The sequence below is a fragment of the Desulfohalovibrio reitneri genome (assembly GCF_000711295.1).
Classification (GTDB): Bacteria; Desulfobacterota; Desulfovibrionia; order Desulfovibrionales; family Desulfovibrionaceae; genus Desulfohalovibrio; species Desulfohalovibrio reitneri.
Genome location: NZ_JOMJ01000004.1, coordinates 538,018 through 551,923, shown reverse-complemented (window position 1 = coordinate 551,923; position 13,906 = coordinate 538,018). Strand labels below are relative to the sequence as shown.

Here is a 13,906-nt window from a genome sequence, read left to right as displayed (position 1 = left end):
GTCCTCCAGGGTTGACCGTGGGCCCGGCTTGCCGCATTCTGCCGCCATGCCGTCCACGTGGGCCGTTCTGCTGGCTGCGGGCAAGGGCTCGCGGCTAGCCAAGGCCGGAATAGACACCCCCAAGCAGTTTCTCTCGTACCGGGGCGCGCCGCTCTTCTGGCGCTCCGCGCGCGTTCTCGCCGGGTTGCCCGAGTTGGAGGGGCTGGTCTTCGTCCTGCCCCCGGATCAGGGCGACGGCGAGGACCTCATCCGCAAGCTGGAGGGAGAAGCTCCCCTGGGCGTGGCCTGGCGCGTGACGCGCGGTGGCGCGCGGCGGCAGGACTCCGTGGCCGCCGGATTGGCGGAGGTTCCCCCGGATTGCGGGCGCGTGCTGGTGCATGACTCGGCCCGCCCCTTTCTCACGCCCTCCCTCTGCGCCTCGCTGCTGGACGCCCTGGAGTCGGCCGACGCGGCCATTCCCGGCCTGCCTGTGACCGACACAATCAAGGTGGTGGAGGACGGCCTCGCGGCCGAGACGCCGGACCGCTCCCGCCTGGCGGCGGTACAGACTCCGCAGGCCTTCCGCGCGGACGTTCTGCGGCGCGGCCACGAAACCGCCCGGGCCGAGGACTGGGACGTGACCGACGACGCCATGCTGGTGGAGCGGCTGGGTGGCTCCGTGGCCGTGGTTCCCGGCGACCCCGGCAATATCAAGATCACCAACCCCGAGGACCTGCGCCTGCTGGAGGACTCCGTGGCCCCATCCCCCGTGCCCGTGACCGGTTTCGGCTACGACGTGCACAAGTACGGCTCCGGCCGGCCCTTCATCCTGGCCGGGGTGCACATCCAGGGCGCGCCCGAGGTGGTGGCCCACTCCGACGGCGACTGCCTGGTGCACGCCGTCATCGACGCCATCCTCGGCTGCCTGGGCCGGGGCGACATCGGCCAGCATTTTCCGGACACCTCGGCGGAGTTCGACAACGTCCCCTCCAGCGTGCTGCTGGACCAGGTGCTGGAGATGGCCCGCGAGGACGGTACGGAAATCGTCCACCTGGACTGCAAGGTCATCTGCCAGACCCCCAGGATAGACCCCCACAGCCACCTCATTCGCAAGAGCCTGGCCCGCATGCTGGGCATGGACGAGACGCGGGTGAACCTGGCGGCCACAACCGAGGAGGGGCTGGGCTTCACCGGCGAAAAACGCGGCCTGAAGTGCGTGGCCGTATGCACCGCCCTGCGCCCCCTTGCCTGAACCGGCCTCCTTTGGATAGGAAGCCTTTTTTCTTCTCACCAAGGACACTTCCCATGCAGCTCTACAATAGCCTCAATCGACGCAAGGAACCCTTCGAACCCCGCGAACCCGGCAAGGTCAGCATGTACGTCTGCGGCATCACCGCCTACGACGTCTGCCACATCGGCCACGCCCGCTCCGCCGCGGTTTTCGACGTGCTGGTGCGCTATCTCCGCCACGCCGGATACGAAGTGACCTTCATCCGCAACTTCACCGACGTGGACGACAAGATCATCAAGCGGGCCAACGAGGAGGGCCAGTCCTCCCAAGAAGTGGCCGAGAAGAACATCCAGTACTTCTACGAGGACATGGACAAACTCAACGTGCTGCGGGCGGACATCGAGCCCAAGTGCACCGAGCACATCCAGGAAATGATCGACCTGACCTCCACCCTGCTGGACAAGGGGTTCGCCTACTCTCCCCTCACCGGCGGCGACGTCTATTTCCGCGTGCGCGCCTTCGATGACTACGGGCTGCTTTCCGGCCGCGACCTGGACGACCTGCGCGGCGGGGCGCGCATCCAGCCCGGCGAAGGCAAGGAGGATCCCCTGGACTTCGCCTTGTGGAAGCAGGCCAAGGAGGGTGAACCCTCCTGGGACAGCCCCTGGGGCCAGGGCCGCCCTGGCTGGCACTTGGAGTGCTCGGCCATGAGCGAGAAATACGTCTCCCTGCCCCTGGACATCCACGGCGGCGGGCTGGACCTCATCTTCCCCCACCACGAGAACGAGATCGCCCAGACCCGCTGCGCCCGCGACGTGCGGCTGGCCAACTACTGGGTGCACAACGGCTTCGTGCAGGTGGAGCACGAGAAGATGTCCAAGTCCCTGGGCAACTTCTTCACCATGCGCGACATCTACGCCAAGTTCCTGCCCGAAGTGCTGCGCTTCTTCCTGCTCTCGGTGCACTACCGTTCCCCGCTGGACTTCACCTTCGAGGCCATGGAGGAAAGCGAGAAGGGTCTGGCCCGCATCTACAAGGGCATGGCCCAGATGCGCGAGCAGCTCCAGGCCCGCTCCAAGTGGAGTAACACCGAGGCCCCTTCCAGGATGCTGGAGGAACTGCGCGACCACGAGCACAAGTTCGCCGCGGCCATGGAGGACGACCTCAACACCGCCGGTGCCCTGGGCCACGTTTTCTCCGTCATCCGCCTGGCCGGGCGGCTGATCGAGGACAAGGCCCTGCGCAAGAGCAAGGGTGCCAAGGAGATGTGGGAGCGCATTCTGGATGACTTGGCCAAGTGGGGCGAGGTGCTGGGCCTCTTCCAGCAGGAGCCCGCCTCCTTCCTGAACGACCTGCGGGACAAGCGGGCCCAACGCGCGGGCATCGACGCGGACAAGGTCAACGAGCTGCTGGTCAAGCGAGCCGAGGCGCGCAAGAACAAGGACTTCGAAGCCTCCGACGCCCTGCGCGACGAGCTGGCCGCTCTGGGCGTGGCCGTCAAGGACACCCCGCGGGGCCAGGAGTGGGACGTGCTCTAGACTTCGGCGGCCCGCCTACACGTGAAGCAAAAAAAAGCGCGCCACCCGGTCCCGGGGGCGCGCCTTTTTTTTGCAACCTTCGGAAAGAAAAATCTCAGGCGACCTTCTCGATTTCGCCCCGAATCCATTCCTTGATAGCCTGGGTAGGCTCGAAAATGCCCCGCATGCGGCCGCTCTCCTTGTAGAAATCCTCCACAAGCTCCTCGGGCAGCTTCTTCTCGCACAGGGTCTCGGAGCCCCATTTGCTCATCTTCATCAGGGCGATTTTAGGCTCATCCCAGGTGTCCACCACGAAGTAGATGGAATATTCGTCCGAGAGGGTGACAGGACGTCGCAGGTCGTCGCGGTAGTTGTTGTTGCCCCATTCCAAATACTTGGTGATGGCGTCCTCCTGAATGAGGTCCCAGTCCACTTCTTCAAGCCAGCTGCGGCAGTCTTCCAGTCCCATTGCTCCCTCCTTTGGCTGTCGTCATGTTGGAATATGCGCATCATGCGGCGGTTTGGCAATCAGCCCGGACCGAACAACGCGGATTGGAAATCCGCCAGGCGGCGGATGCCCTTGGCCCCGGTGCCGGGATGCATGATGGGGCCGTAGCCCAGCCGCTGCGCCTGCTTGAACCGGGTGGCGTGGGCCGCGCAGGGGCGAATCTGCCCGGAGAGGTCCACCTCTCCCCAGAAAACCGCGCCCTCCGGCAGCGGCACGTCGTACAGCGATGACAGCACCGAGGCCACCAGTCCCAGGTCCAGGCCAGGCTCGGCCAATTTCAGCCCGCCGCCCAGCTTCACGTAGACGTCGGCTTGCCCGAAATCGACCTGCAACCGTTTCTCCATGACCGCCAGCAGCAGGTGCAGCCGCCCCGAATCCAGCCCCAGGGCGTTGCGGCGCGGAATGGACAGGGAGGTGGGGGCCACCAGGGCCTGCACCTCCACGGCGAAGGGCCGCCCGCCGTCCACGGCCATGACCACGGCCGTGCCGGGCAGCCCGGCGTCGCGCGCGCCCAGGAAAAAGGTCGAGGGGTCCGGCACCGCCTCCAGCCCCTCCTGGCGCATCTGGTAGACGGCCAATTCGTCCGTGGGACCGAATCGGTTCTTGAGCACCCGCAGGATGCGGAAAACGTGGCGGCGGTCGCCCTCCAGGGAGAGCACCGTGTCCACCATGTGCTCCATGAGCTTGGGACCGGCGATGTGTCCCTCCTTGGTGACGTGGCCCACCAGGACCACAGAACTGCCGGTTTCCTTGGCAGCCTCGATGAGCTGCTGGGAGACGGCCCGCACCTGGGTCACGCCACCGGGCGCACCATCGGCCAGGGAGGAGGCGAAGGTCTGCACGGAATCTATGATGGTCAGGGCCGGAGCGTCCTGGCGCATGGCGTTCACGGCCTCGTCGGCCGAGTTGGAGGCCATGGCCAGAAGCCCCTCGCCCAGGGAGCCCAGGCGCTCCGCCCGGCCGCGAAGCTGGTGCAGGGATTCCTCGCCAGTGACGTAGAGGGCCTTGCCGCCCGCGGCCACCGCTCCAGCCAGCTGCAGCAGCAGGGTGGACTTGCCGATGCCCGGCTCGCCGCCCAGCAACACGGCAGCGCCGGGCACAAGCCCCTGGCCCAGCAGGCGGTCCAGCTCCTCCAGCCCGGTGGGCCGTGCGGGGTGTTGGGAGGCGTCCACCTCGTCCAGCCGCCTGGCGGACGAGGCTGCGGGAACGGCCGCGGACTTGCCCGCGCCGCCCACCGCGACTGTTTCCTGGGAAAGGGTGTTCCACTCGCCGCAGCCAGGGCACTGGCCGGACCAGCGTCCCTCCTGGCGGCCGCAGACGAGGCAGACGAAAACGGTCTTGCGCTTCACGAGCCTACTGGCCCTGCTCCACGTCCTGGGCGTCCACCACGCGAACGCCGAATTCGGCCACCTCTTCCGGCGGCTCGAAGAACACGATGAGGAAGGGCACGCTGTCGCCGGTGGCGAGGTTGGTATTGTCGTTGAGCACGCCCATTTCCGAGGCCAGGGAGGCCTCGATCTCGCTGCGGGAGAGCACCTGGAGCTGGAAGAGGGTGAGGGTGTTGCCGCAGAGCACTTGGCGAGTCTGCAACGGGCTGCCCTGATCGTCGAACAGGGTGACCTCGACCTTGATGAACTCCTTGGGGCGCTCGAACTGGTTGACCGCCGCCCCCTCAACCACGAAAAGGCGCCCGGCCTTCTCGTTGTCCACGTAGTACTGGCGGACGTTCTCCAGAACGATAAGCTTGACCTTGTCCCGGCCGGTGGCTTCCTCTTCGCCCGCGGTCCCCTCCAGCATGGGGCCCACGTAGGGGATGGAAACGTACATGCCGGTGAAATACACGGCGGCCGCGCCGCCGAGCAGCAGGAGGACGATCAGGGGGAGCAGGAGTTTCTTCCCGCCTCCGGCGGTCTTTTTCCCCTTGCCGTCGAAGTCCAGGTCGAGGTCGCCGCTTCCGCCCGCGCCTTCGGCGGGTGGTTCGTCCTGATCGAGCAGCTCCGCCAGGTTTTCGTCCTCGTCCGAGGGCGGCTTGACCTCAAAGACGTTCCGGCATTGAGAGCAACGGACCTTTGCCCCGGATTCGGGGATGTTCTCGTCGGGGAGATTGAACTTGGAGCTGCAGTTGGGGCACTCGACGATCATCAGCGGCCTGCTTTCGTTCCGGGTGGGCTACGGTTTCACCTCGAAGACACCGGGCAACTCGCGATAGTGTTCCCCATAATCCATGCCGTATCCGACAACAAACCCTTCTTTCAAGGGAAATCCGGGAAAGTCAACCTTCAGCTCCACTTCGCGCCGTTCGAATTTGTCCAGGAGGGCGCACAGCTTCACCGACAGGGTTCCGCGCCGGGAAAGGATATTCAGCAGGTATTCCATGGAGCGGCCGCTGTCCACGATGTCGTCCACCACCAGGACGTGCTTGCCCTCCAGGGAGGTTTCCACGTCGTGCATGAACCGCACCTTGCCGGTGCTGGAGGTTCCGCCGCCGTAGCTGGCCAGGCGGATGAAATCCAGCTCCGGTCCGCATTGCAGGTGGCGGACCAGGTCGGCGAAGAACATGAAGGCGCCCTTGAGCACGCAGACACAGACCAGGGGTTCGCCCCGGTAATGGGCGTCAATCTCCCTGGCCAATCCGCGCACGCGGGCCTCAATGGCCTCCGGGCCGATGACGGGAGTGAGAGGACTCACGCCTTCACCTCGCTTCCGTCAAGGTGCATCAGCATGGCGATCTCATCGCATTCAGGGAATTTCAGGCAGTTGAGGCAGTCGGCCCAAACCTTTTGCGGCAGCACGTCCTTCTCCACGCGGGTGAAGCCCAGCTTGTCGAAGAAGTCCACCACATAGGTCAGGGTAAACACCCGGGCCAAGCCGAGGCTCCTGGCCTCCTCGATGCAGGCCTCGGCCAGCTCTCGGCCCAGCCCCAGCCCCTGCGCCTTGGGGTCCACGACCAGGGACCGGATCTCGGCAAGGTCCTCCCAGCAGATGGTCAGGGCGCAGCAACCGCGCACAGCCCCGCTCTCGTCCTCGGCCACGTAGAAATCGCGGATGGAGGTGTAGAGCTGGTTGAAGGACCGGGGCAGCAGCAGCCCCTCCTTGGCGCGGGTGTTGAGCAGGCCGTGCAGGACGCGGGCGTCCTTGACCATGGCTTTGCGGATAGTGAACCCCGAGCTCATTGGTCCCGGTTGAGGGCGGACTCCACCACCCCTTTGAGTTGTTCGTGGTCCATGTAACCTTCCTGGGAAAAGACGCGTTCGCCGGAAGGGGCGAAAACGATTGTGCGGGGCACGCCGCTGATCCTGAATCCCTGCACGGCGTCGCGTTTGGCGAACAGCACGGGGTAGTTCAGTTCGTTGTTCTCCAGGAACAGCTTGACGTATTTTACCCCCTGATCCACCGAAACGCCGAGCATGACCAGATCCTCCCGGTCGTACTCTTCGCGCAGTTTCTTGAGATGGGGTATCTCCTGGCGGCAGGGGGCGCACCAGGTGGCCCAGAAGTTGACCAGCACCGCCTTGCCCTTCTCGGAAGCGATGCGGCGCATCAGGTCCATGTAGCCCACCTGGGGGATATCTCGCTCGGCTGACGCCGGAGCCGACGCGGCCACCGCCAGGAACAGGCCCAGCAGGACGGCGGCCATGGTACGTCGCATTACTGGCACATCGGCCTCCTCACTCGCTGAATTCGGCCGGGACGGGGGCGCGCCTTTCGGGGCGGCCTGACAGGCCGCCCCGAAAGGCGCGTCCGCCCGCGTGGCCGTAAAGGCCCGCGAAAGGACGGGCCGCGTGTGCGAGTCGGGGAAGAGTACCCGAACTCGACCCGCTTGACTAGGCCGTGAGCTGCTTGGCCAGCTTTACCGCGGCCACGGCGTCCGTGGCCCAGCCGTCGGCGCCGATACGCTCGCAGAACGACTCGGTGATGACCGCGCCGCCAATGAGCACCTTGGCCTCCAGGCCCTCGTCACGGACTCCCTTCACCACGTCCTCCATGCGGACCATGGTGGTGGTCATCAACGCGGAAAGGCCGATGAGGGGGGCGCCCTCGCGTTTGGCGGCGGCCACGATGTCCTCCGCCGGCACGTCCTTGCCCAGATCCACCACGGTGAAGCCGTGGTTCTTGAGCATGAGCGCCACGATGTTCTTGCCGATGTCGTGGATGTCGCCCTCCACCGTGGCCAGGATGATCTTGGGCTTGACCTCGGCGGAGTCCTTTTCCAGCAGCGGCTCCAGCCGCTCAAAGCCCTTCTGCATGGTCTCGGCGGAGAGCATGAGCTGTGGCAGGAAGTACTCCTTGCGCTCGTACTTCTCGCCCACCTCCATGATGCCGGGGATGAGCTCCTCGTTGACCAGGGCGAAGGGCTCGCGGCCCTCCTCCAGGCCGGACTCGACCAGGTCCAGCACCTCGTCGCGCGCGCCGCGCACCACGGCCTCGCGCACGGTGGTCGCCTTGGCCTTCTTCACGGCCGCGCCGCCGGAGCCTCCCGAACCGGGCTTCCAGTCGGCGTAGCCCGCGATGAAGGACTCCGCGCCCGGGTCGCGGCCAAGCAGGACCTCGCCCGCCGCCCTGGCCTCCATGAGGGGGCCGGAGGAGGGGTTGGCGATGTAGGAGGACAACCCCGCGCCAAGGCTCATGGACAGGAAGGTGGCGTTGAGCAGCTCGCGGGCGGGCAGGCCGAAGGAGATGTTGGACAGCCCCATGGTGGTGGGCAGGCCCCACTCGCGGCACTTTTGCACCACTTCCAGGCAGGCCTTGGCCGCCTCGGGCTTGGAGGAGACGGTCAGCACCAGGGCATCCACCATGATCAGCCTGCGGGGGATGCCCAGGTCGTCCGCCTGGCGCAGCAGTTCCTCGATGACCTCCAGCCGCTCGGCCGCGGTCACGGGCAGCTTCTTGCCCTTGATGGGCAGCAGAATGAACGGGGAGCCAAGTTTGGCGCACAGGGGTCCCAGCCGCTCCATGCGGCCGGGCTCGCCGGAAATGGAGTTGACCAGCGGCGAGCCCGGCGAGGTCCACAGCCCGGCCTCAATGGCCTCGGGCTTGGTGGAGTCCAGGCACAGGGGCGTCTGGAACCGCTCGGCCAGGGCCTTGGACAGCCCGGGCAGCAGTTCGGCTTCCTCCACCATGGCCGCGCCCACGTTCACGTCGAGAATGCCCGCCCCGGCGTCGATCTGCTCCTCGGCCATGGCCAGGGCGCGGTTGAACTGGCCGCTCTGCAGCTCGGCGGTCAGATCCTCCTTGCCGGTGGGGTTGATGCGCTCGCCGATGACCTGGGAAGGGTAGTCGCCGCCCAGGGGCACGCTGAGCCCGCGCGAGGTGACCACCATGGGGGCGGGACGGCGCGGCTGGTTGCGGGAGAAGGAGGCGGACTCCAGGTGTTCGGACAGGGCGCGGATGTGGTCCGGGGTGGTGCCGCAGCAGCCGCCGATGGTCTTGGCGCCCATTTCCGCGAACTTGCTGGACAGCTTGCCGAACTCCTCGGGGCCGAGCTTGAAGACGGTCTCCCCGCCCTCCAGCTCCGGCAGACCGGCGTTGGGCTGCACGTGCAGCGGCGTTTCCAGCCGCTCGGCCATCAACTCCACCGTCTCCATGATCTGTTCTGGACCGGCGGAGCAGTTGATGCCGATGAGGTCCACGCCCAGGTTCTGCATGGTGTCCACGAAGGTCAGGGGCGAAGTGCCGGTGAGGCTCTGGCCGCCCTCGAAGGTCATGGAGGTGAGCACGGGCAGGTCGCAGACCTCGCGGGCGGCCACCACCACGGCCTTGATCTCGGCCAGGTCGAAGTGGGTCTCCGCCTTGATGAGGTCGCAGCCTCCCTGGGCCAGGCCAGTGATCTGCGCCTTGAAGATGTCCACCAGTTCGCGGAAGGTCAGCGGCCCCATGGGCTCCACAAAAACCCCGGTGGGACCCACCGCACCGCTGACGAATACCGAGTCTCCGGCCACTTCGCGGGCCAGGGCGGCCATGGTTCGGTTGAAGTCGGTGACGTCCACGCCCTCGCCCAGCTTGGGCGCGGAGCCGCCGAAGGTATTGGTGGTGAGCACCGCCGCGCCGCCGGCCATGTAATCGGCATGGGCCGCGCGGATGACGTCGGGCTCTTGCAGACCCCACAATTCGGGCGATGTTCCGGCGGGCAACCCCCTGGACTGCAAAAGGGTTCCATATCCGCCGTCGTAGGGATAAACTCGTCCATCGGTCAGGGCTTTCCTGAAATCAGGCACACGCACTCCCGTGTTTGATGTCTACAAAGGGAAAGGGCTAACCGGGTTGGTCACTCTGCTATACTGAAAAACATTGAAAAGGACAAATTGACGGTTTATATTCCGAGATTCGAGGAAAAGCGACCGGCTTCGCGCCGTTCACTCGACCATTTGAACAGACCGACCACGGGTGGTCACGACATATGAGCGCCAAACGCAGAAAGAAAAACGATACCGCGAACGGCGAGGACTCGCCCGGTGCATCCGGCGAGCATCCCGAGGAGTCCGCGGAACAGGAAATCAACCTTGCCGAGGAAGACCTGGAGGAGACTCCGGACGACTTCCAGCTTTCCAACGAGCTGGCCACCCAGGGAGTGGCCACCAACGACCCCCTGAAGCTCTACCTGCGGGAGATTTCCCGCTTTCCCATGCTCCAGCCCGAGGAGGAGACCGAACTGGCCCGTCGCGTGCGCGACCACGCCGACCAGGACGCCGCCTTCCGCCTCGTGTCCTCCCACCTGCGCCTGGTGGTCAAGATCGCCATGGATTTCCAGCGCCGCTGGATGCAGAACGTCCTGGACCTCATCCAGGAGGGCAACGTGGGGCTCATGCGGGCGGTGCAGAAGTTCGACCCCGAGAAGGGCATCAAGTTCTCCTACTACGCCGCCTTTTGGATCAAGGCCTACATCCTCAAGTTCATCATGGACAACTGGAGAATGGTCAAGATCGGCACCACCCAGACCCAGCGCAAGCTGTTCTACAACCTGAACAAGGAGCGGCAGCGGTTGCAGGCCATGGGATTCGAGCCGACTTCGGAGGCGCTGTCAAAGAAGCTGGGCGTCACCGAGGAGGACATCACCCAGATGGACCTGCGCATGTCCAAGGGCGACATGTCCCTGGACCTGCCCCTGGGCGAGGACACCACCACAACGCGCCTCGACTTCCTGCCCGCCCTGGGCCCCGGAGTGGAGCAAACCCTGGCGGACGACGAGATGGCCGGGCTCTTGCGCCAACAGTTGGACAAGCTGCGCCCGGAACTCAACGACAAGGAACGCGACATTATGGAGCAGCGGCTGCTGGCGGATTCGCCCGTGACGCTGCGGGAAATCGGCGAGAAGTACGGCATCACCCGCGAGCGGGTGCGCCAGATCGAATCACGGCTTCTGGAAAAGCTGCGCACCCATTTGAGCAAGTCCATCAAGGACTTTTCCGAGGAGTGGATCGAATCCAATGAGTGATGCCTTGAAACGGTTCCGCGACGAGGCCGGGGCCATGGCCCGGGAGCTGGGCCAGCCCCGCTTCCAGGCGGAGTTCGCCCATGAACTGGACCACGCCCGCAAGACCTTCTTCGACGACCCGCGCATGCGCAAGCTGCGGGACGACGCCCTGCCCTTCCTCTACGACGACTACGGCTTCGGCATCGAGCATTCCAAGAACACCGCCCTGGACGCTGCCGCCCTGGTGCTGGGCTCCACCACGGACCTGCCGCCGGAGCGCTCCCGGCGCCTAGCCTTTCTGGCCCAATTCGCCGGGCTCCTGCACGATGTGGCCCACCATGAGAAGGACCACCCAGCCGGAGGCGCCGAGTTGTGCCGGGACATCCTGCGCAATCACCCCCTGGAGGACGACGAGCGCGAGATGATCACCCTGGCGATCCGGGGCCACGAGGGCGAGGCGGCGAACCTGGAGTATCCCTCCCCCGAGGCCGAAATCCTGGCCGTTTGCCTGCACGACGCCGAAAGCTTCCGCTTCGGGCCGGATATCTGCGCCGCCACACTGTGGAAATTCACCGACTACCTGGAATCGCCACTGGAGACCCTGCCCCCCGCCTTCGACGAGTCCATGGAACGGGCCGAGGTACTGCGGGGAACCTTCCTCTCCCGGCTGGGTCGGGCCTACGGCCCGGAACTCCTCGACATTGGAATCGCCCTGGCCCCCAGGCTCAAGGCCCGGCTGGAGGAGCTGGCCCTGCGCGAGGGGGCTTCGTGAGGCGTCACTTCAGGCTCTTTTCCGCCCTGCTCCTGGCGGCCGCGCTGTTCGCGCCGGCCTGCGCGCCCAAACAGGCGCAACAGCCCGAGACCGTCGCCTGGCGGATGGACCCGCAAACAGCGGCCTCATACTACTACCTAGTGTACATGCGCGAACTGTCCAAGGGAAACGCCCAGGACGCAGCACTGGCCTTGGACCAGGCCATCGGGCTGGACCCCGACCCGCAGCTCATGGTGGAGGCGGCCGATTTGGCCTGGCGCATGGGGCGCACCGAACAGGCCAGGTCCTACATCCTGCAGGCTTTGCGGGAGGCGCCTGGCAACCGCCTGCTCATATTCCGCCTGGCCGACTCCTTCGCCGCCGAGGGCCGCCACGCCGAGGCGGCCCAGGTGCTGGCCACCTACCTCAAGGAACGGCCAGAGGACGCCACGGCACGGCTGCGACTGGCCCAGGTACTCATCGACGCCGGCCAGCCCGCCGAGTCAATGGACATCCTGCAGGGCATTCCCGAAGGGGAGCGCGGCAGCGAGGCCTTCTACCTCATGGGCCGGGCCAGCGCTCGGCTGAACCGCACGCGCGTGGCCGAGAAAATGTTCAAGCGCAGCATCGAGGAAAACCCGGAGAACATCGCCCCGCGCGCCGAGCTGGCCCTTCTGTACGAGCGGCAGCGCGAGCTGGTTCTGGCGGAGAAGGTCTACGCCGAAATGCTCCAAATGGAGCCGGAGAACGACGAGGTGCGCTTGCGCCTCATTCGTCTCAACCTCCAACTCAACAACGTGGACCGCGCCCTGGCTCTGGCCCTGGAAGGTCCGGAAAGGCAGGATTTCATTCTGGAATCGGCCCGGCTTTTCCTGGCCCAGGGCTTCGGCGGGGAAGCCGCCCATCTGGCCGAGCCCTTGACCACGCGGAAAGACCCCGCGCCCGAGGTGCTGCTCTTCCAGGCACTGCTGGATTTTCAGTGGCGCGACGACCCGGCCGCAGCCCTGCGCTCCCTGGAGCGCATTCCCGATGACGTGGACTTCGCCGGGCGGGTGCTGCACTACAAGGCGCACGCCCTTTTCCTGCTGGGCGATCTGGACAAGGCTTTGGAGCTGACCGCGTTGGGCCAGGAGCAATACCCGGACATCACCGAATTCTGGCTGGTGGAGTCCTGGGTTCACGAGGACCGTGGCGACATCGGCAAGGCCTTGGTGGTGATGAAAGAGGCGGTTTCCCGGTGGCCGGAGAACACCCAGCTTCTCTACCGGCTTGGCGCGCTGCAGCACATGGCGGGCAAGCTCGAGGATTCGCGCGCCAACATGGAGCGGGTCATCGAGCTGGACCCGGACAACGTGGAGGCGCTGAACTTCGTGGGCTACCTGCTGGCTGAGCAGAATCGCGAGCTGGAGCGGGCCGAGGTGCTGGTCCGCCGCGCCCTTGACCGCTCCCCCGGCGCTCCCCACATCCTCGACTCCATGGCCTGGGTGCTCTACCGCCAGGGCCGCCTTCAGGAGGCCTGGGACTACATTCGGCGGGCGGCCGACTCGGCCGAATCCCCTGTGGACCCCACCATCTGGGAGCACTACGGGGACATCGCCAGCGCCCTGGGCAAGACGGACGAGGCCCGCCGCGGATACTCCAAGGCCCTGGAGGCCGGATCCCGCAACGCCCAGGAAGTGCGGGGCAAGCTGCAAGACCTCGACAGGTCCTAAGGGAGACCGCGCCGCCGTGGCCAGACTACCGGCACTCTGTCTCACCCTGCTCCTCCTGGCTGGCTGCGCCGCCCAAAAGCCACCCCTCCCCGAAAAGCCGGAGGGACACCGGGCCGCCTGGCAATCCTTCCGGGAATCCCAGGAAATCCTCTCCGGACGCCCCCGCTCCGTGTCCCTGCGGGCCATTATCTTCCACAGCGCAAAGGGCCGCACGGACAGGCTGCAACTGGAAATATGGGGCAACCTCGACCATCCCCTGCGCCTGGACGCCCAGGCCGGCATGGCGGCCCGCGCCGCGCTGGTGCGCGAGACCGATGTCGGCTGGCTGGCCTTCTACCCCCAGCGCAACGAGGCGGTACGCGGCCGGGACGGCTCGCCCCTGACCATGGGCATCGACGCCCCCTTCTCCCTGGCCGACCTGGCCCGGCTGCTCTTCGGCGAGGCCGGGAGCCTGCTTCCCGAGAGCTATGCCGAGGCCATGGACGACGAGGCCGGTTTCGGGTACGCCTTCGCCCCCGGGGGGGACGTTTCCGGCCTGGTGCTGGACGAACGGGCGCGGCCCGTCCGGCTGACGGGACGAGGCGGGGCATGGAGCCTGCGGCTTTCCTACGACGGCCCGTCCCCCCTGGCCCGGCCGGAGCGGTTGCGGCTGGAGTTGGAGTCCGGGGGGCTGGCCAGGCTGCGGGTCCGCGAAGCCGAACGCAAGGAGTCCCCCTGGCCGGCCGAGGCCCTGGACCTGGAAATCCCACCCGGGGCTCGGCTGATTTCCGCGGACTGGTAAAGCGGTCCGCTTCGGT

The 13,906-nt window shown here is 66.3% G+C and carries 13 protein-coding genes; 6 read left to right on the top strand and 7 right to left on the bottom strand.

Annotated features, from left to right (window positions below):
- Positions 1 to 46: 46 nt before the first annotated feature.
- On the top strand, positions 47 to 1,231 hold the full coding sequence (gene ispD / locus N911_RS0115145) for a 2-C-methyl-D-erythritol 4-phosphate cytidylyltransferase (RefSeq protein ID WP_029898608.1): 1,185 nt from the start codon (positions 47 to 49) through the stop codon (positions 1,229 to 1,231).
- A 53-nt stretch (positions 1,232 to 1,284) separates the two neighbouring features.
- Positions 1,285 to 2,748, top strand: a complete 1,464-nt coding sequence (gene cysS, locus N911_RS0115140) for a cysteine--tRNA ligase (RefSeq protein ID WP_029898606.1) — start codon at positions 1,285 to 1,287, stop codon at positions 2,746 to 2,748.
- 94 nt (positions 2,749 to 2,842) lie between these two features.
- On the opposite strand, the gene N911_RS0115135 is transcribed toward cysS, so the two are convergent.
- The 7 genes from N911_RS0115135 to N911_RS0115105 form a co-directional block, all read right to left on the bottom strand.
- Complete coding sequence (locus tag N911_RS0115135) at positions 2,843 to 3,196, bottom strand: DVU0772 family protein (protein WP_029898604.1); 354 nt, start codon at positions 3,194 to 3,196, stop codon at positions 2,843 to 2,845.
- Positions 3,197 to 3,255: 59 nt separating this feature from the next.
- Positions 3,256 to 4,584, bottom strand: coding sequence for a DNA repair protein RadA (gene radA, locus N911_RS0115130; RefSeq protein WP_029898602.1), 1,329 nt, complete (start codon positions 4,582 to 4,584; stop codon positions 3,256 to 3,258).
- Between the two features lie 4 nt (positions 4,585 to 4,588).
- Entirely contained in the window at positions 4,589 to 5,377 is a 789-nt protein-coding gene (locus N911_RS0115125) for a DUF3426 domain-containing protein (RefSeq protein WP_029898600.1), read from the bottom strand.
- Between the two features lie 27 nt (positions 5,378 to 5,404).
- Positions 5,405 to 5,923 carry a hypoxanthine phosphoribosyltransferase gene (gene hpt / locus N911_RS0115120; RefSeq protein ID WP_029898598.1) on the bottom strand — a complete coding sequence of 173 codons (519 nt, stop codon included), beginning with the start codon at positions 5,921 to 5,923 and terminating at the stop codon, positions 5,405 to 5,407.
- Positions 5,920 to 6,408, bottom strand: coding sequence for an N-acetyltransferase (locus N911_RS0115115; protein ID WP_029898596.1), 489 nt, complete (start codon positions 6,406 to 6,408; stop codon positions 5,920 to 5,922). Before N911_RS0115115 ends, hpt begins: the two co-directional genes overlap by 4 nt.
- On the bottom strand, positions 6,405 to 6,884 hold the full coding sequence (locus tag N911_RS17130; RefSeq protein ID WP_081859279.1) for a TlpA family protein disulfide reductase: 480 nt from the start codon (positions 6,882 to 6,884) through the stop codon (positions 6,405 to 6,407). The genes N911_RS0115115 and N911_RS17130 overlap by 4 nt, the downstream gene beginning before the upstream one ends.
- A 175-nt stretch (positions 6,885 to 7,059) precedes the next feature.
- Positions 7,060 to 9,450 (bottom strand): homocysteine S-methyltransferase family protein, encoded by a 2,391-nt coding sequence (locus tag N911_RS0115105; RefSeq protein WP_029898592.1) that lies wholly within the window; start codon positions 9,448 to 9,450, stop codon positions 7,060 to 7,062.
- Positions 9,451 to 9,632: 182 nt separating this feature from the next.
- Between N911_RS0115105 and N911_RS0115100 the strand changes: the two genes are divergently transcribed.
- The 4 genes from N911_RS0115100 to N911_RS0115085 are packed head-to-tail and all read left to right on the top strand — an operon-like array spanning position 9,633 to position 13,890.
- A complete protein-coding gene (locus N911_RS0115100; RefSeq protein WP_081859278.1) occupies positions 9,633 to 10,667 on the top strand; it encodes a sigma-70 family RNA polymerase sigma factor in 1,035 nt (344 codons plus the stop codon).
- On the top strand, positions 10,660 to 11,418 hold the full coding sequence (locus N911_RS0115095) for an HD-GYP domain-containing protein (protein WP_029898588.1): 759 nt from the start codon (positions 10,660 to 10,662) through the stop codon (positions 11,416 to 11,418). Before N911_RS0115100 ends, N911_RS0115095 begins: the two co-directional genes overlap by 8 nt.
- Entirely contained in the window at positions 11,415 to 13,109 is a 1,695-nt protein-coding gene (locus tag N911_RS0115090) for a tetratricopeptide repeat protein (protein ID WP_029898587.1), read from the top strand. Before N911_RS0115095 ends, N911_RS0115090 begins: the two co-directional genes overlap by 4 nt.
- Positions 13,110 to 13,125: 16 nt before the next feature.
- Complete coding sequence (locus tag N911_RS0115085) at positions 13,126 to 13,890, top strand: hypothetical protein (protein ID WP_029898585.1); 765 nt, start codon at positions 13,126 to 13,128, stop codon at positions 13,888 to 13,890.
- Positions 13,891 to 13,906: the final 16 nt, after the last annotated feature.

What these genes read in the sequence shown, in the direction of transcription:
- ispD (WP_029898608.1), top strand. Translation starts at nt 47, where the DNA reads ATGCCGTCCACGTGGGCCGTTCTGCTGGCTGCGGGCAAGGGCTCGCGG.
- cysS (WP_029898606.1), top strand. Translation starts at nt 1,285, where the DNA reads ATGCAGCTCTACAATAGCCTCAATCGACGCAAGGAACCCTTCGAACCC.
- N911_RS0115135 (WP_029898604.1), bottom strand. Translation starts at nt 3,196, where the DNA reads ATGGGACTGGAAGACTGCCGCAGCTGGCTTGAAGAAGTGGACTGGGAC.
- N911_RS0115125 (WP_029898600.1), bottom strand. Translation starts at nt 5,377, where the DNA reads ATGATCGTCGAGTGCCCCAACTGCAGCTCCAAGTTCAATCTCCCCGAC.
- N911_RS0115115 (WP_029898596.1), bottom strand. Translation starts at nt 6,408, where the DNA reads ATGAGCTCGGGGTTCACTATCCGCAAAGCCATGGTCAAGGACGCCCGC.
- N911_RS17130 (WP_081859279.1), bottom strand. Translation starts at nt 6,884, where the DNA reads ATGCGACGTACCATGGCCGCCGTCCTGCTGGGCCTGTTCCTGGCGGTG.
- N911_RS0115100 (WP_081859278.1), top strand. Translation starts at nt 9,633, where the DNA reads ATGAGCGCCAAACGCAGAAAGAAAAACGATACCGCGAACGGCGAGGAC.
- N911_RS0115095 (WP_029898588.1), top strand. Translation starts at nt 10,660, where the DNA reads ATGAGTGATGCCTTGAAACGGTTCCGCGACGAGGCCGGGGCCATGGCC.